This is a genomic window from Clostridium brassicae, from assembly GCF_026738875.1.
Lineage (GTDB): Bacteria > Bacillota > Clostridia > Clostridiales > Clostridiaceae > Clostridium_H > Clostridium_H brassicae.
Window position 1 is genome coordinate 1 of the sequence record NZ_JAPQFJ010000029.1, and the last position, 15,543, is coordinate 15,543.

At 28.9% G+C, this 15,543-nt stretch carries 10 protein-coding genes, 6 tRNA genes, 2 rRNA genes and 1 other annotated feature; all 18 genes read left to right on the forward strand.

Annotation, left to right across the window (positions count from 1 at the left end; genetic code table 11):
* Positions 1-92 (forward strand): 23S ribosomal RNA (locus tag OW729_RS17710); the annotation flags it as partial.
* Between the two features lie 104 nt (positions 93-196).
* Positions 197-313: ribosomal RNA gene (gene rrf / locus OW729_RS17715) — 5S ribosomal RNA — on the forward strand.
* Between the two features lie 9 nt (positions 314-322).
* Positions 323-399, forward strand: a tRNA-Ile gene (locus OW729_RS17720).
* A 3-nt stretch (positions 400-402) separates the two neighbouring features.
* Positions 403-478 (forward strand) — tRNA-Ala (locus tag OW729_RS17725).
* Between the two features lie 127 nt (positions 479-605).
* Complete coding sequence (locus OW729_RS17730; RefSeq protein WP_268062883.1) at positions 606-1,100, forward strand: HDIG domain-containing metalloprotein; 495 nt, start codon at positions 606-608, stop codon at positions 1,098-1,100.
* Positions 1,101-1,133: 33 nt separating this feature from the next.
* On the forward strand, positions 1,134-1,652 hold the full coding sequence (locus OW729_RS17735) for a transcription repressor NadR (RefSeq protein WP_268062884.1): 519 nt from the start codon (positions 1,134-1,136) through the stop codon (positions 1,650-1,652).
* 38 nt (positions 1,653-1,690) lie between these two features.
* On the forward strand, positions 1,691-2,881 hold the full coding sequence (locus OW729_RS17740; protein WP_268062885.1) for a DUF362 domain-containing protein: 1,191 nt from the start codon (positions 1,691-1,693) through the stop codon (positions 2,879-2,881).
* Between the two features lie 4 nt (positions 2,882-2,885).
* Positions 2,886-5,606: a UPF0182 family protein gene (locus OW729_RS17745; protein ID WP_268062886.1), complete on the forward strand. Its 2,721-nt coding sequence runs from the start codon at positions 2,886-2,888 to the stop codon at positions 5,604-5,606.
* A gap of 204 nt (positions 5,607-5,810) precedes the next feature.
* Positions 5,811-8,006: a hybrid sensor histidine kinase/response regulator gene (locus OW729_RS17750; protein ID WP_268062887.1), complete on the forward strand. Its 2,196-nt coding sequence runs from the start codon at positions 5,811-5,813 to the stop codon at positions 8,004-8,006.
* A 152-nt stretch (positions 8,007-8,158) separates the two neighbouring features.
* Positions 8,159-9,547 carry an NAD(P)/FAD-dependent oxidoreductase gene (locus tag OW729_RS17755; RefSeq protein ID WP_268062888.1) on the forward strand — a complete coding sequence of 463 codons (1,389 nt, stop codon included), beginning with the start codon at positions 8,159-8,161 and terminating at the stop codon, positions 9,545-9,547.
* 21 nt (positions 9,548-9,568) lie between these two features.
* Positions 9,569-9,799: a DUF1667 domain-containing protein gene (locus OW729_RS17760; RefSeq protein WP_268062889.1), complete on the forward strand. Its 231-nt coding sequence runs from the start codon at positions 9,569-9,571 to the stop codon at positions 9,797-9,799.
* A 54-nt stretch (positions 9,800-9,853) separates the two neighbouring features.
* Positions 9,854-10,055 (forward strand) — a binding site (T-box leader).
* A gap of 146 nt (positions 10,056-10,201) precedes the next feature.
* Positions 10,202-11,482 carry a serine--tRNA ligase gene (gene serS, locus OW729_RS17765; RefSeq protein ID WP_268062890.1) on the forward strand — a complete coding sequence of 427 codons (1,281 nt, stop codon included), beginning with the start codon at positions 10,202-10,204 and terminating at the stop codon, positions 11,480-11,482.
* Positions 11,483-11,582: 100 nt separating this feature from the next.
* Positions 11,583-11,673 (forward strand) — tRNA-Ser (locus tag OW729_RS17770).
* 67 nt (positions 11,674-11,740) lie between these two features.
* Positions 11,741-11,831 (forward strand) — tRNA-Ser (locus OW729_RS17775).
* Positions 11,832-11,850: 19 nt separating this feature from the next.
* Positions 11,851-11,941, forward strand: a tRNA-Ser gene (locus OW729_RS17780).
* Positions 11,942-12,106: 165 nt separating this feature from the next.
* Positions 12,107-12,183: transfer RNA gene (locus OW729_RS17785), tRNA-Arg, on the forward strand.
* Between the two features lie 288 nt (positions 12,184-12,471).
* Positions 12,472-13,803: a PTS trehalose transporter subunit IIBC gene (gene treB, locus OW729_RS17790; RefSeq protein ID WP_268062891.1), complete on the forward strand. Its 1,332-nt coding sequence runs from the start codon at positions 12,472-12,474 to the stop codon at positions 13,801-13,803.
* Positions 13,804-13,873: 70 nt separating this feature from the next.
* Positions 13,874-15,538 (forward strand): alpha,alpha-phosphotrehalase, encoded by a 1,665-nt coding sequence (gene treC, locus OW729_RS17795; RefSeq protein WP_268062892.1) that lies wholly within the window; start codon positions 13,874-13,876, stop codon positions 15,536-15,538.
* The last annotated feature ends 5 nt before the right edge of the window (positions 15,539-15,543 follow it).

Consider the following 15,543-nt stretch of genomic DNA (forward strand, 5'->3'; position numbering starts at 1 on the left):
ACCCCTGGAAGACTACCAGGTTGATAGGTCAGAGGTGTAAGCGTGGTAACATGTTAAGCTGACTGATACTAATAGGTCGAGGGCTTGATCAAATAAAAGTAACCAGTGACTAGGTAATTGGTTACGAGCGAACATCACTGTGCAATTTTGAAAGAATAATTCAAACAATTTTAAAATGTCAACTAACCAATGAATATCTGGTGGTTATGGCTTGAAGGTAACACCCGTTCCCATTCCGAACACGAAGGTTAAGCTTCAAAGCGCCGATGGTACTGCACTGGAGACGGTGTGGAAGAGTAGGTCGCCGCCAGGTAAATAACATGGATCTTTAGCTCAGTTGGTTAGAGCAACCGGCTCATAACCGGTAGGTCCGGGGTTCGAGTCCCTGAAGGTCCACCATATGGGGGTATAGCTCAGTTGGGAGAGCACCTGCCTTGCACGCAGGGGGTCAAGAGTTCGAATCTCTTTATCTCCACCATTTAAAAACAGTCTTTTAAAAGGCTGTTTTTTTTATACTCAATAAATATTGATAATATTAATTAATAAATGTAAAATATAATATAAATAGAAGTAAATACCACTATAAAAAGGAAGGAGAATATAAAATGGCTTTATACAGAATAAAGCAATTTTATTGGGGAATAACTTCTAGAATTGATTTTCAAGATGAAAATTTCTTAAAACAACATCTTAACGAGAAAGAATTAATGCTATTTAATAGATTAAATGAACATGAGAAAAAACATTGTATAAAAACAGCTATGGATGCGGAAAAGATTTGTTTAAAAAATAATACTTATAATAAGATATTAATTAAGGCTGCGTTATTACATGATATAGGTAAAATTGAATACAGTACTAATTTAATAGAAAAGTCATTTATGGTAGTACTAAATAAGTTATTTAAAGAAAAAATGAAAAAGTATAAGAAATATAAAGTTGTTGATGTGTTTTATAATCATCCTGAAAATGGATACAAAATTCTAAAAAAGTATAATTATGATGAAAGATTCTTATATTTAATAAAAAATCATCATAATAACGATATAATTGGAGATAAGGAATTAGATATATTAAAACAATGTGATAATAAGAATTGATAATGAAAAAAGATATAAATAGGTGGTGATTTAGTGAATGCAGAAGAAAGAAGAAAATATATAGAAAAATTATTAAGAAGTTGTAATACTCCTAAAAAAGGGCAAGATATAGCAGAAGAGTTAAATGTAACAAGGCAGATTATAGTAAAAGATGTAGCTATATTGAGAGCAAGAGGGGCAGAAATAATAGCTACTCCAGAGGGATATTTAATTCCTAGAGATGAAAATAAAAAGGTTGAGAAGATTTTACCTTTATGTCATGATAGAGATAATATAGAAGATGAGTTAAAGGCTATTGTTAAGTATGGGGGAGTAATAAAGGATGTTATAATTGAGCATCCACTATATGGTGAGATAAAAGCTATGCTTATGATAAAGACTTTATATGATGTTGAAAGTTTTATAAATAAAGTAAAACAATATGATGCAGAGCCACTTTTAGCCCTTACAAAAGGAATACATTTGCATACAATAGAGGCTGATACAGAGGAGATTATAAATAAGATAGTATCTGAATTAAAAGATAGGTGTTATCTTGTTGATGAATTTTAATGTATAGTATTATAAGCTTATCAAAGGATGGATAATATATGATTCAAAATCAAAATATTCAAAAAGAGAAAGTTGCTCTTTTAAGATGTAGTGATTATGATGTTGATTTGATTGAAGAAAAATTGAGATATGGATTTGAATTGTTAGGAGGAGATACTTTTCTAAAGAGACTTATTCCAAGAGGGAGTAAAGTACTTCTAAAACCTAATATGCTTAGTGTTGAGAATAGAGAGTCTCCAGTAATTACAAATTATAAAGTTTTTGAATCGGTAATTAGAATTCTAAAAGATTATTCTAGTGAAATTTCTTTTGGTGATTCACCTGGATTTGGTGATTCTAAAAGAGCAGCAGAAAAATCAGGATTAATGGAAGTTGCAAATAAATATAATGTGAAGTTTGATGAATTTAAAGAAAGTGTTCATGTAAAATTTGAAGATTCTATTTTGTGTAAATCTTGGAATGTGGCTAAATCAGCATATGAAGCGGATGTGCTAATTACTCTACCAAAATTAAAAACTCATGCTATGGCATATTTTACAGCAGCTATAAAAAATCAGTTTGGATGTATACCAGGAACTCAAAAAGCAACTTGGCATACTAGAATGCCTCATGCTAATAATTTTTGTAAAATGTTACTAGACTTAAATACTTTAGTCCATACGAATTTTGCAATATTAGATGGTATTATAGCTATGGAGGGAAATGGACCTAAGAATGGTAGTCCTAAAAAAATGGATACTATAATAATGGGAGAAAGTCTTTCAGCAGTAGACTCTGTTGCTGCAAGACTTATAGGGTATGAAGATCCGCTTGATACTCCTATTTTAAAAGAAGTATATGATAATAAATGGGGAGCAGTTCTTCCAGAGGAAATTGAAATTTTAGGTGAAAGTTTAAAGCAAATGAAAGCGAAAAATTTCAAACTGTCTAGAAAAGGAGGAAACTTCTATTTTATAAATCCTACAGTTACTAATTTCCTAAGAGATATGATAGCTCCAAATCCTGTTTTGATAAAGGATAAATGTGTAGGATGCTCACGCTGTGAAGAGGTTTGCCCTGAGAATCCTAAAGTAATAAATATGATTGATATAAATGGCAAGAAGAAAATACCTACATGGGATATGACTAGATGTATAAGATGCTTTTGTTGTCAGGAATTGTGTCCTGCAGGAGCAATTGAGATTAAATATTCTACATTAGGTAGAATATTAAGGATGGATAAGAGGTGAATAAATGAAGAAGAGAGATTTTTGGGGTATAGGTATTTTTATAATAGTTTTAATAATAGTTTTTTTAAATAAAATAGTTAATTTTATAATAAATATTAAATGGTTTAAAGAGATGGGATACTTATCTGTTTATTTTACTAAGATAAGTGCTGTTTTAAAACTTATGATACCTATTTTTTTAATTTGTTTTATTGGTATATGGTTTTATTATAAAAGCATTAAAAAGAGTATTATTAAATGGAATACTGTAGTTGAAGTAAATAGCATAAAAGATAAAAGAGAAAAAAATATAATTTTAATAGTTGATGCTTTAATTTCATTGTTTGTATCTTTTAATTTTGCATCAGCTTATTGGTATACGATATTAGAATTTGCTAATGGTCAATCATTCAATGTAAAAGATCCACTTTTTAATAAAGATATATCTTTTTATATATTTAAATTACCTTTGATTGAATCTATAAATAAGGCAGCTATATCACTTATACTATTTTTAGTTTTTGTTACAATTGTGATATATATATCAATGAATACTAAAGATAAAATAGTTTTTGGTCGTCATAGAGATGAAAATCAATCAGCAAATAGTAATAAGGCTACTGGGTTTAAAAGTGGTCTTACAAGATTTGCAGGAAAGCAATTAGCTGTTGTTGGATCACTTGCTTTAATTTTTATATCTTTAGAATATGCTATTAAAGCTTGGAATTTGGTATATTCCCCAAGAGGGGTAGCTTTTGGAGCTAGTTATACAGATACCCATGTAACGCTGAGATTTTATAAAATAATAGTAGTTGCTTCATTGATATCAGCTATTGTAATTTTTATAAGTGTTTTAAAATCAAAAGTTAGACCTATAGTTATATTTTCAGTATTAATTATTGCTTTAATTTTTTCTGAAAAAGTAGTTTCTGGAGTATGGGAAAATTTTATTGTAAAGTCTAATGAGAAAAGGTTAGAAACTCCTTATATAGAATATAACATTAAATATACTAAAAAAGGATTTGGTATAGATAATATAGAAGAGAAAGTGTATAACTTAGATAATAATTTAAATAAAGAAGTTATAAGTAAAAATAGGGATACTATAGATAATATAAAAATAAATTCTGTTTCTCCAGCTTTAGAATTTTATAATCAGGTTGAGAGCAAAAAGAGTTATTATCAATTTAATGATGTAGACATAGATAGGTATAATATAAATGGAAAATACACTCAAGTATTTGTATCAGCAAGAGAACTAGAATATGATAAGCTTAAAGAAAAGGCTAGTACATGGCAGAGTAAACATCTTATTTATACTCATGGATATGGACTAGTTATGAGTAAAGTTAACTCTGTTACAAGTGAGGGAAAACCTGATTTTGTTGTAAATGATATGCCAATAAAGAATGTATCTGGTATTAAAATAGACAATCCTAGAATCTATTTTGGAGAAAAAACTAAAGAATATTGTATAGTTAATACTAAACTAGAAGAATTAGATTATCCAAAAGAAAGTGAAGAAAATACTAATAATAAATATGACGGAAAAGCAGGCATAAAGATGAATCTTTTTAACAGAATTCTATTTGCTATAAACCAAAAAGATATAAATTTCTTACTTTCAAGAGATATAAATGCAGACAGTAGAATTTTAATAAACAGAAGCATTACTAATAGGATTAAAAAAATAGCACCATTTTTAATGTATGATAAAGATCCATATTTAGTAGTTAATAACGGAAGGTTATATTGGATCATTGATGCCTATACAGCTTCTAACAGGTATCCTTTTTCAGAACCTATGAATGGAGTCAACTATATGAGAAATTCAGCAAAAGTTATTATTGATACTGTTGATGGAACAACAAACTTTTATATAGTTGATAAAAATGAACCTATAATAAATACCTATTCTAAAATTTTCCCAAAACTTTTTAAAGATATTAATGAATTACCAAAAGGGTTTAAGGAGCATTTTAGATATCCTGATCAGTATTTTATAACGCAATGTAAGGTCATGGAAAAGTATCATGTAGATGATGCAGATTCATTTTTTGGAAGTCCAAATATTTGGGATATAGCTAAAAATCAGAAACAAGTGGAAGGAAAAGATAATATAAATGCAGCTTCTTATGTTATAATGAAATTACCAGGTGAGCCAAAAGAAGAGATGGTTTTGATACAGTACTTTAACCAATATCAAAGAGAGAATATGATAGCTTTAATGGCAGCAAGGATGGATAAAGATAACTATGGTAAATTAGTTTTATATAAATTACCTAGAACTGTAAATAGTCCTATACTATTTAAACAAAAAATAAACCAGGATACGGCTATATCAAAAGAATTATCATTATGGAATAAAGAAGGATCTAAAGTGCAATTTGGAGATACAATGATAGTTCCAGTAGCTAATTCTTTATTATATGTTGAGCCTATATATTTAAGAGCTCAAGGTGAACGAAGTATTCCTGAAATGAAGAGGGTTGTTGTATCTTATGAAGATAGAATGATTTTAGCTCCAGATATAGAAACGGGATTAAAACAACTTTTTGATTATGAAGATAAGGATAATGAGAAAAAAGTTATAGATAATAGTACCGTTCCTATGAAAAATGATCCAATCATAAAACAAGCAAAAGAGCTTTATAGTAAGGCGTTAGAAGCTCAAAAAAGTGGTGATTGGGCTAAATATGGAGAATATATAAAAAAATTAGGTGAAACATTAAATAATATAAAATAAGTAGAAAATATCTGATTTAAATTGCATATACAAATCATAAAAATCAAAGAAGTCTATATAATATCTAAAGTATGTACTAAAAAATGCAGAAAAATATATTATATATGGCTTCTTTATTTTTTATAAAATCCTTATAAAATGAAGGAATTAATAGAAATATGTCGAATGAATTAATTCATAGGTTGATATGAGGTGATAAAACATATGCTTCAAAATAGCTGTATATGTGTAAGCACAGAGAAGCTTTCTGTCGAGAATTTTCCAGGATATTTAAAAAATTACATATTAGAAGGTATAAATAATAAAGAAAAAGTTGTGATTATTACAGATACTATATATTGTAAAGAATTAGAAAAAATTTTTAATAAAGATTGCGATTATGTAAAAAAAAATATAACTGAGAAAAATATATTAATAGAGATATATGATTCTAATAATTATATTTCTAAGATTTTACCACATCTAATGGAGAGTTTTATTGATAATCATTATAATAATTGTAGAATACTATGGGATTTAAAAAATATATTAAAGAAAAAAGAAGCTTTAGAAGAATCAATTTATTATATTAGAAATGTTTTAAATACAGGTTTATTCAATAATATAAAAAGTGTTGTTTATATGAATAATACAAGGTATCAAGGAGACATATTTGAAACTTTTTGCAAGGAATTTAATACTCTAGTAGTTTGTGATAAGGGAAGAGAACTTTATTTCAATGGTAAGGAAGAGATAGAAAAAGCATCTTATTTTCTTCAATCTTATGCAGAAGTTAAGAGCCAAAATAGAAATTTAGTTTTATTTAATGAAACTATGCTTAATATACCTAAAAGTGAATTCAAAAGCAATATAATAAATAAACTAAGAGATGTGTGTGATCTTGATTTTTGTGTGGTATGTACAGCGGAAAAGATAAAAGAAAATATTTTATCTTTAGATAGTTGTTTTGGAGTAACTAAAAAGCATAAGTATTATATGATGAATGATATTGATGTAATAAGGTTAGAAAAAGATTTAAATGAACAAGTATTATCTACAGGGAATAGTGTTTTTATAGAAACTAGCAATATGGAAGGGTTGTTAAAAGATAAGTTAAGTGAAATAGGTATACTATGTATAATGGGTATAAATGTAGAATATGGTGATGATATGAGAGGTGTTATATGGGTGGGGAGATATACAGCCAGTAATAGCCTTTCTAAAGACAGCCTTGAGTATATAGAATCTATTTGTAGAACATTATTTTATCTTTTAATTGAACATAAAAAATTTTTTGAGCTACAAAAAAAATTTCTAGAAAATGAAAAACTTAGAGTTGTTGGAGAAATGTCTGCAGGGATAGCTCATGATATAAATAATATATTAACTCCTGTTATAGGTTCAGTTCAATTATTAAAAGATAAATTTAATAAGGACAGAGCTATTATAAAGCATTTAGATATTATAGAAATGTGCACTTACGATGCTACTAACATAACTAACAAAATTAAAAAATTGACAAAAAATTATAATGAAATTAATAAAAAAGAAATATTTAATATAAATGAAATTTTAACAGATGTTATTCATTTAATAGAAAATAAAAGGATTACGGAAAGTGCATTAAATAGGATAAGAATAAAGATAGCCACAAAATTAGAATTTAATTCTAAAGTAGAAGGAGATTCAACAGAGATAAGAGAAGTGTTTATAAACCTTATAAATAATTCAATTGATGCTATGCCTCAAGGTGGCAAAATTCAGATACTGAGTAAAAATACAGACGATAATTATGTTTTAGTAGAAATACGAGACAATGGTATTGGAATGAATGAAGAAACACAGAAGAGAATATTTGAACCTTTTTTTACTACTAAAGGTGAAGGTGGTTCAGGTCTAGGACTTAGTGTTTCCTATAAAATAATACAATCATATGGAGGTACTATAGAAGTTGAAAGCGAGGAAAACTTAGGTACAGCTTTTAAAATAAAGTTACCTATATGTAAAAAAGAAGAGAATATTATAAGAGAGGTAAATACTAATAAGGATATTGATTTTACAGGTAATGTTTTAGTTATAGATGATAAAGAGAATATAAGAAATGTTGTAGGAGATATGATTAAGTCAATATGTGAATGCAAAGTAAAGAAAATAAATGGAGAAAGTATTGAGAAAATAGAAAGAGAGTTACAAAAACGTAAATATAATATAGTAATATCTGATTTTTCTATGCCTAATTTAAATGGGATAGAGGTAGCACAGTCAGTTAAAAAAATGAATAAAGACACATATTTTTGTCTTATGACTGGATGGATAGGTGACTTTTATGGTAGTTGCATGGAATACATTGATAAAATTTTATATAAACCTATAAATAAAGGCAAAATGAAAGAATTATTATTAGAATATAATAATAGGTAATATAAAGAGGTAATCGGTTTAATTTGATTACCTTTATTTTATTTAAAAAAACACTAACTGGGCATTCTTGTGAAAAAAGATTATAATATAATAGGGTTCAAAATTTAATTTTTAATATTAGTATATATAGGAACGTTATTTGGAGGAAAAATATGGATTATGATGTGCTAGTGTTAGGTGGGGGACTAATAGGCTGTGCTGTGGCTTATGAATTATCTAAGTACAGTTTAAATATTGCTCTTATAGAAAAAGATTATGATATAGTAGATGATGTTGCTTTAGTAAATTCAGCAATAATATATGATGGGATACAGTGTCAATCCGATATAATGGGTAAGCTTGAACTCATGGGAAATGCAATTATAAAGGAATTATCTCATAAGTTTAATATTCCATATAAAAAACAGCCAATTCTAATTGTGTCTCAGAATGAAGATGAGGATACAAAATTAGAAAATATGTATAATACATCAATAAAAAGGGGAGTATGTAATATATCACTTCTAGATGGAAAATGTGTTTATGAATTAGAACCTAATTTGAACATAAAAACTAATAAGGTTTTATATTCACAAAATACAGGTGTGATTTCTCCTTATGAATTAGGAATAGCTTATGGAGAAGTAGCTTTTGATAATGGAGTAGCCTTTAAGTTAGAGGAAAAAGTAGAAAGCATAAGTAAAATAAATAAAGGCTTTAAAGTAGAAACTAATAAAAATAAATTTACATGTAGAATGGTTATAAATACTACTCCAGAAGATTATAATATAGATGGTTTTAAAGATGTGGATTGTGAAGTAGATGGCTATTTAAAGTACTTTGTAATAGACAAAGGTTTAAAAAAATATATTTCTAATACAATTTTTAGTTATGATAAAGATGAATTCATATATTTTTATCCCACAATTAAGGAAAATTACATAGTAGCATTAAAAACAAAAGAGGATTTAAATTATGAAAAATGCTATAAGAAAATAAATAAATTTATTCCAGAATTAAGAACAGAGGATATACATGCTTTTTATGAATCTTTTTTTTACGATAATACTATAAGGATAGATGATAGTTTAGTTGATAAAGGTTATATAAAGGTAGCAGGTAAAAACTATGCTGAGGTTACAATGACGCCTTCTATAGCAAAGACAATATGTGAAACCGTAGTAAGTAATTTAAATTGTAAACTAAAAAGTGATTTTAACGATAAAAGAAGAGAAATATATAAATTTAGAGATATGTCTAATGAAGAAAGACAGAAAATAATTAGTTTAGATAAAAGATATGGAAAAATAATATGTTTATGCAATATGGTTACAGAAGGTGAAATAATAGACTCAATAAGAAGACCTCTTGGGGCACGTACAGTTGAAGGAATAAAAAGGAGGACTGGTGCTGGTGCAGGAAGTTGTAGAAGTTCTTATTGTTTAAATAAAATAGTATCCATTTTAGCTAGAGAAACAAACAAAAATTTAACTGATATAGTGAAAGATTCAAAGAAATCTAAGATTTTATTGAACAGAATAAAAGAGTTTGACGAAATGTAAGATTGCTTGGGGGTATGTGTTATGGGGGAGCCTAAAGAGATTTTTACAACTGTTATAAGAATAAAAGGATCACAATTTAAAGTAGTTCCTGTAAGAAGTACTAAAGCTATAGATAAAGGTCTTTTTATAGAATGTTCTAAAGCATTAAGTAGAATTCATGTTGGTATTCCAATAAGCATGGGGGATATAATATGTAGAAATATTTTAAACACTGGGGTAGACATAATTTGTTCTAAAAATATACCAAAATAAAAGTTAGTGTTGACAATTTCTAGCTTTATAATTTATAATTATTTAAAATCTATATTTAAACTGTTGAAGAGGCTAGTAACTTAATAGTAGGTTTAAGAGAGTCGATGGTAGGTGAGAATCGATACTATTTATTATGTGAATCCACCTCTGAGGGATTGTGATGAGCAGTACGGTAAGTCCGTTAAACTTATATAAAGAGGATTTATATTTATGTAAATCAACTAGGGTGGCAACGCGGAGTTTTTTCGTCCCTACTAATTAAAGTAGGCGAAAAGACTTTTTTTATTTTGTTTTATTATAATAGTCTAAATAGTTTAATAGCTTAATTTATTATTAAAGTGAAATTTGAATATTAATAGTTTATTTGCAAATATAAAAAACATAATATTAGGAGGAATATACATGTTAGATTTAAAGAAAATTAGAACTAATCCAGATGCAATAAAAGAAGCTATGAAGGGCAGAGGTGAAGATTTTGATCCAAAAGCTATAGATGAAGTTATAGCTCTTGATGAAAAAAGAAGACAAATATTAGTTGAAGTTGAAGTGCTAAAAAATAAAAGAAATAGTGAATCAGCTGAAATAGGAAAGCTTAAAAAAGAAGGAAAAGATACAAGTACTGTAATGGCAGATATGAAAAAGCTTTCTGATGATATTAAACAATTTGATATAGAGCTTAATGGTATAGATGAAAAGATTAAGTATATATTACTTAGAATACCTAACATTCCGAATCCAAATGTACCAGATGGAGAAACTGATGAAGATAATGTAGAAATAAGAAGATGGGGAGATCCTACAAAGTTTGATTTTGAATCAAAAGCTCACTGGGATATAGGTGTAGATTTAGGAATATTAGATTTTGAAAGAGCAGGTAAGATTGCAGGTTCAAGATTCACAGTATATAAAGGACTTGGAGCGAGACTTGAAAGAGCTATAATAAGCTATTTCTTAGATAAGCATACATTAGAGCATGGATATACTGAAATACTTCCACCATATATGGTAAATAGAGATAGTATGATAGGAACAGGTCAATTACCTAAATTTGAAGAAGACGCCTTTAAAGTTGAAAATAATGGTTATTTCTTAATTCCAACTGCAGAAGTTCCTGTAACTAATCTTTATAGAAATGAAGTTTTAAGTGGTAATGAACTTCCAATAAAACATGCTGCTTATAGTGGATGTTTTAGAGCAGAAGCAGGTTCTGCAGGAAGAGATACAAGAGGTCTTGTAAGACAACATCAATTTAATAAAGTAGAGCTTGTTAAATTTACTAAGCCAGAAGATTCTTATGAAGAATTAGAAAAATTAACAAGAGATGCAGAAGCAGTATTACAAGGTTTAGGTCTACCTTATAGAGTAGTTAGAATTTGTAAAGGAGATTTAGGTTTTACAGCCGCACTTAAATATGATATAGAAGTTTGGATGCCAAGTTACGATAGATATGTTGAAATATCAAGCTGCAGCAATTTTGAAGATTTCCAAGCAAGACGTGCTAATATAAGGTATAAAGATAATGCTAAAGCAAAACCAGAATATATTCATACATTAAATGGCTCTGGTGTAGCAGTAGGTAGAACTGTAGCAGCAATTCTTGAAAACTTCCAAAATGAAGATGGATCAGTTACTATACCTGAAGCATTAAGACCATATATGGCTGGAAATACAGAGATAAAATAATATGTTAATCATTGATTAAACTATAAAATTAAATAAAAAAATAATAAAAATAAGTTGACATTGCGGCGATAAGTTGCTATAATGAATATCGTCGCAAGATGGAGAGATGGTCGAGTTGGTTTAAGGCACCGGTCTTGAAAACCGGCGTGCGTGAGAGCGCACCTAGGGTTCGAATCCCTATCTCTCCGCCATTATAAATTTACTTGTTGACAAAAGTAAAATTGAATATTATAATAATTAAAGTAAGTTAATGATTATGGAGAGATGGTCGAGTTGGTTTAAGGCACCGGTCTTGAAAACCGGCGTACGTGAGAGCGTACCTAGGGTTCGAATCCCTATCTCTCCGCCATTATAAATGTAAGGCACATGGAGAAATACTCAAGTGGCTGAAGAGGCGCCCCTGCTAAGGGCGTAGGTCGGGTAACCGGCGCCCGGGTTCAAATCCCGGTTTCTCCGCCAGAACACTCAATTTAAGATTGAGTGTTTTTTAATGATGTTTAGTGATGTTTGTGGATACAAACCCTAGATTACATAGGAATTATAGCCTAATAGTCTGAGCTGCAGTAAGGATTATTTGTTGATTTTTTATAATTCCTATGTTAATATAGATTTTATAATATATATGCGTCGGTAGCTCAGTTGGATAGAGTAGCTGGCTACGAACCAGTTGGTCGGGAGTTCGAATCTTCTCCGACGCACCATAAAACCGTTGAAACTAATTAGTTTCAACGGTTTTTTTATTATTAAATTCATTTATATACAAAACGTGCAACCTATTATAATATCTTGGACATAATCTTAATATAGGACAAACAGCATATTTATATTTTTATATACTAGCAATACTCCATTAATAGGAAAATATTCTAAGAACAAATATATAGAATAATATTGACACACTTGTACGTATAAGTTAATATATAAATATAACATGTACGTACAAGTAGTTTGGGTTAAACAATATTAAAAATATAAATGGAGGAATTTATATGTCTAAGTTTACTAATGAAGCTAAACAATTATTAGAATATATAGGCGGAAAAGATAACATTTCAGCAGTGTCTCATTGTGTAACCCGTATGAGATTTGTTTTGAACAATCCATCGAAGGCTGATGTAGATAAAATTGAAAAAATAAAGTGCGTAAAAGGAACATTTACACAAGCAGGCCAGTTTCAAGTAATAGTAGGAAATGAAGTAACAAATTTTTATAATGATTTTGTAAACGTTTCAGGTGTGGATGGAGTTAGTAAAGATTCGGCAAAAGAAGCTGCTAAAAAAAATATGAATGTAGCACAGAAGGCACTAGCTCATTTAGCAGAAATATTTTCACCACTAATTCCAGCTATTATTGTAGGAGGATTAATATTAGGATTTCGTAATATTATTGGAGATATTAAGTTCTTAGAAAACGGAACTAAATCTATTATACAAGTTTACCAATTTTGGGCTGGAGTTCATAGTTTTTTATGGCTAATAGGTGAAGCTATATTTTTCTTCTTACCAGTAGGTATAACTTGGTCTATATCAAAGAAAATGGGTGCTACTCAAATATTAGGTATAGTATTAGGGATTACTTTAGTATCACCACAACTTTTAAATGCATATGCAGTAGCAACAGCAACAAATATTCCAGTATGGGATTTTGGTTTTGCACAAGTTAAAATGATTGGTTATCAAGCACAAGTCATACCAGCTATATTAGCAGGGTTCGTATTTGCAAGTTTGGAGTTGAAGCTACGTAAGATAGTTCCAGAGTATATTTCTATGATAGTTGTTCCGTTTTTATCTTTAATACCAACTGTATTGATTGCACATGTAATATTAGGACCATTAGGATGGAAAATAGGATCAGTTATTTCAAATGTAGTATATACTGGATTAACATCAAGTCTTAACTGGTTATTTGCAGCAATTTTTGGATTTGCATATGCACCACTAGTAATTACAGGGCTTCACCATATGACTAATGCAATTGATTTACAATTAATGGCACAGTTTTGGGGAACAAGTTTATGGCCAATGATTGCTCTATCAAATATTGCACAAGGATCTGCAGTATTAGCTATGCTTTATATGAACAAAGATGATGAAGAAGAAAAACAAGTAGCTATTCCAGCAATGATAGGATCATCTATAGCAGCGATAACATCAGTAGGATTAAAAGTTATGGCAAATTCTATAGGAATTGGTGGATTACCAGGAATATTATCAATTAAGCCACAAAACATGCTATCTTTTGCGATAGCTATGATTATAGCAGTTGTAATACCATTTATATTAACTATAGTTTTTCATAAAAAAGGTGTATTAAAAAAATAGATGTATCAAATAAATAGGGGAGTGTTATGCTTCCCTTTAACTATTCATTTTTATATAAGGAGTAATTGTTATGATAGATTTTAAGAAAAGTGTTGTGTATCAAATATATCCAAAATCTTTTAAAGATACTAATGGAGATGGCATTGGGGATTTAAAGGGTGTTACTGAAAAGCTAGATTATATAAAGAATTTAGGAGTAGATTATATATGGTTAACTCCTGTATATGTATCACCACAAAGAGATAATGGATATGATGTAGCTGATTATTGTAGTATAGATCCGTCTTTTGGAACTATGAATGATTTAGAAGAACTTATAAATGAGGCAAATAAAAAAGGTTTAAATGTAATGTTAGATATGGTATTCAACCATACTTCAATAGAGCATGAATGGTTTAAAAAAGCCTTAAAAGGGGATGATAAATACAGGGATTTTTATATCTTCAAGGAAACTAAGGATGGAAAGGAACCAACAAATTGGCAGTCAAAGTTTGGAGGTTCTGCTTGGAAAAAGGTAGAAGAGTTTAATGAATATTATCTGCATTTGTTCGATGTAACACAGGCAGATTTAAATTGGGAGAATAAAGAGGTTAGAAAAGAAATATTTAGTATAGTAAATTATTGGATAGAAAAAGGAGTTAAAGGATTTAGATTTGATGTTATTAATCTAATATCTAAGCCTCTTAAATTCGAAGACGATTATGAAGGGGATGGACGTAGATTTTATACAGATGGTCCTAAAATACATGAATACCTAAAGGAATTAAATAGGGAAACGTTCGGTAAATATGAAGATATTATTACTGTTGGAGAAATGTCTTCAACAACTTTAGAAAATTGCATAGCTTATTCAAACCCTGAAGAAAAAGAGCTATCAATGGTATTTAATTTTCATCATTTAAAGGTAGACTATCAGGAGGGAGAAAAGTGGACAAATATAGACTTTGACTTTATTAAGCTAAAAGAAATATTTGAAAAGTGGCAGGTAGGAATAACTAAGGGGAATGGATGGAATGCGGTATTTTGGTGCAATCACGATCAGCCTCGTATAGTGTCTAGGTTCGGAGATGATATTAACTTTCATAATGAATCAGCTAAGATGTTAGCAACTACAGTGCACATGATGAGTGGTACACCATATATATATCAAGGTGAAGAGATAGGTATGACTAATCCTAAATTCGACGATATAAATAAATATAGGGATGTTGAAACACTTAATATATTTAATATAAAGCTAAGAGAAGGTATGGATAAAAATACTATAATGGAAATTATTAAAGCAAAGTCTAGAGATAACTCAAGAACTCCTATGCAATGGAGTGGTGATAAAAATTCAGGTTTTACACAAGGAACACCTTGGATTTTACAAGCACCTAATTACAATGTGATTAATGTAGAAAAAGCTTTAGAAGATAAGGAGTCAGTTTTCTATCACTATAAAAAGCTAATAGCTTTAAGAAAAGAACTGGATATTATAGCCTACGGTGATTTTAATCTAATTCTTAAAGATCATAAAAATATATTTGCATACATTAGAAGGTATAAGAATGAGAAGCTATTAGTTATAAATAATTTCTATGGAGAAGAAATTTTATTCAATTTACCACAAAATATAGATTTTAAACAATATAAAAGTAAAATATTAATATCAAATTACAAAGATTCTAATGAAGACTTTGCAAAAGTTAATTTAAGACCCTACGAGTCTATTGTATATTACCTTGTTAAATAGTTTTA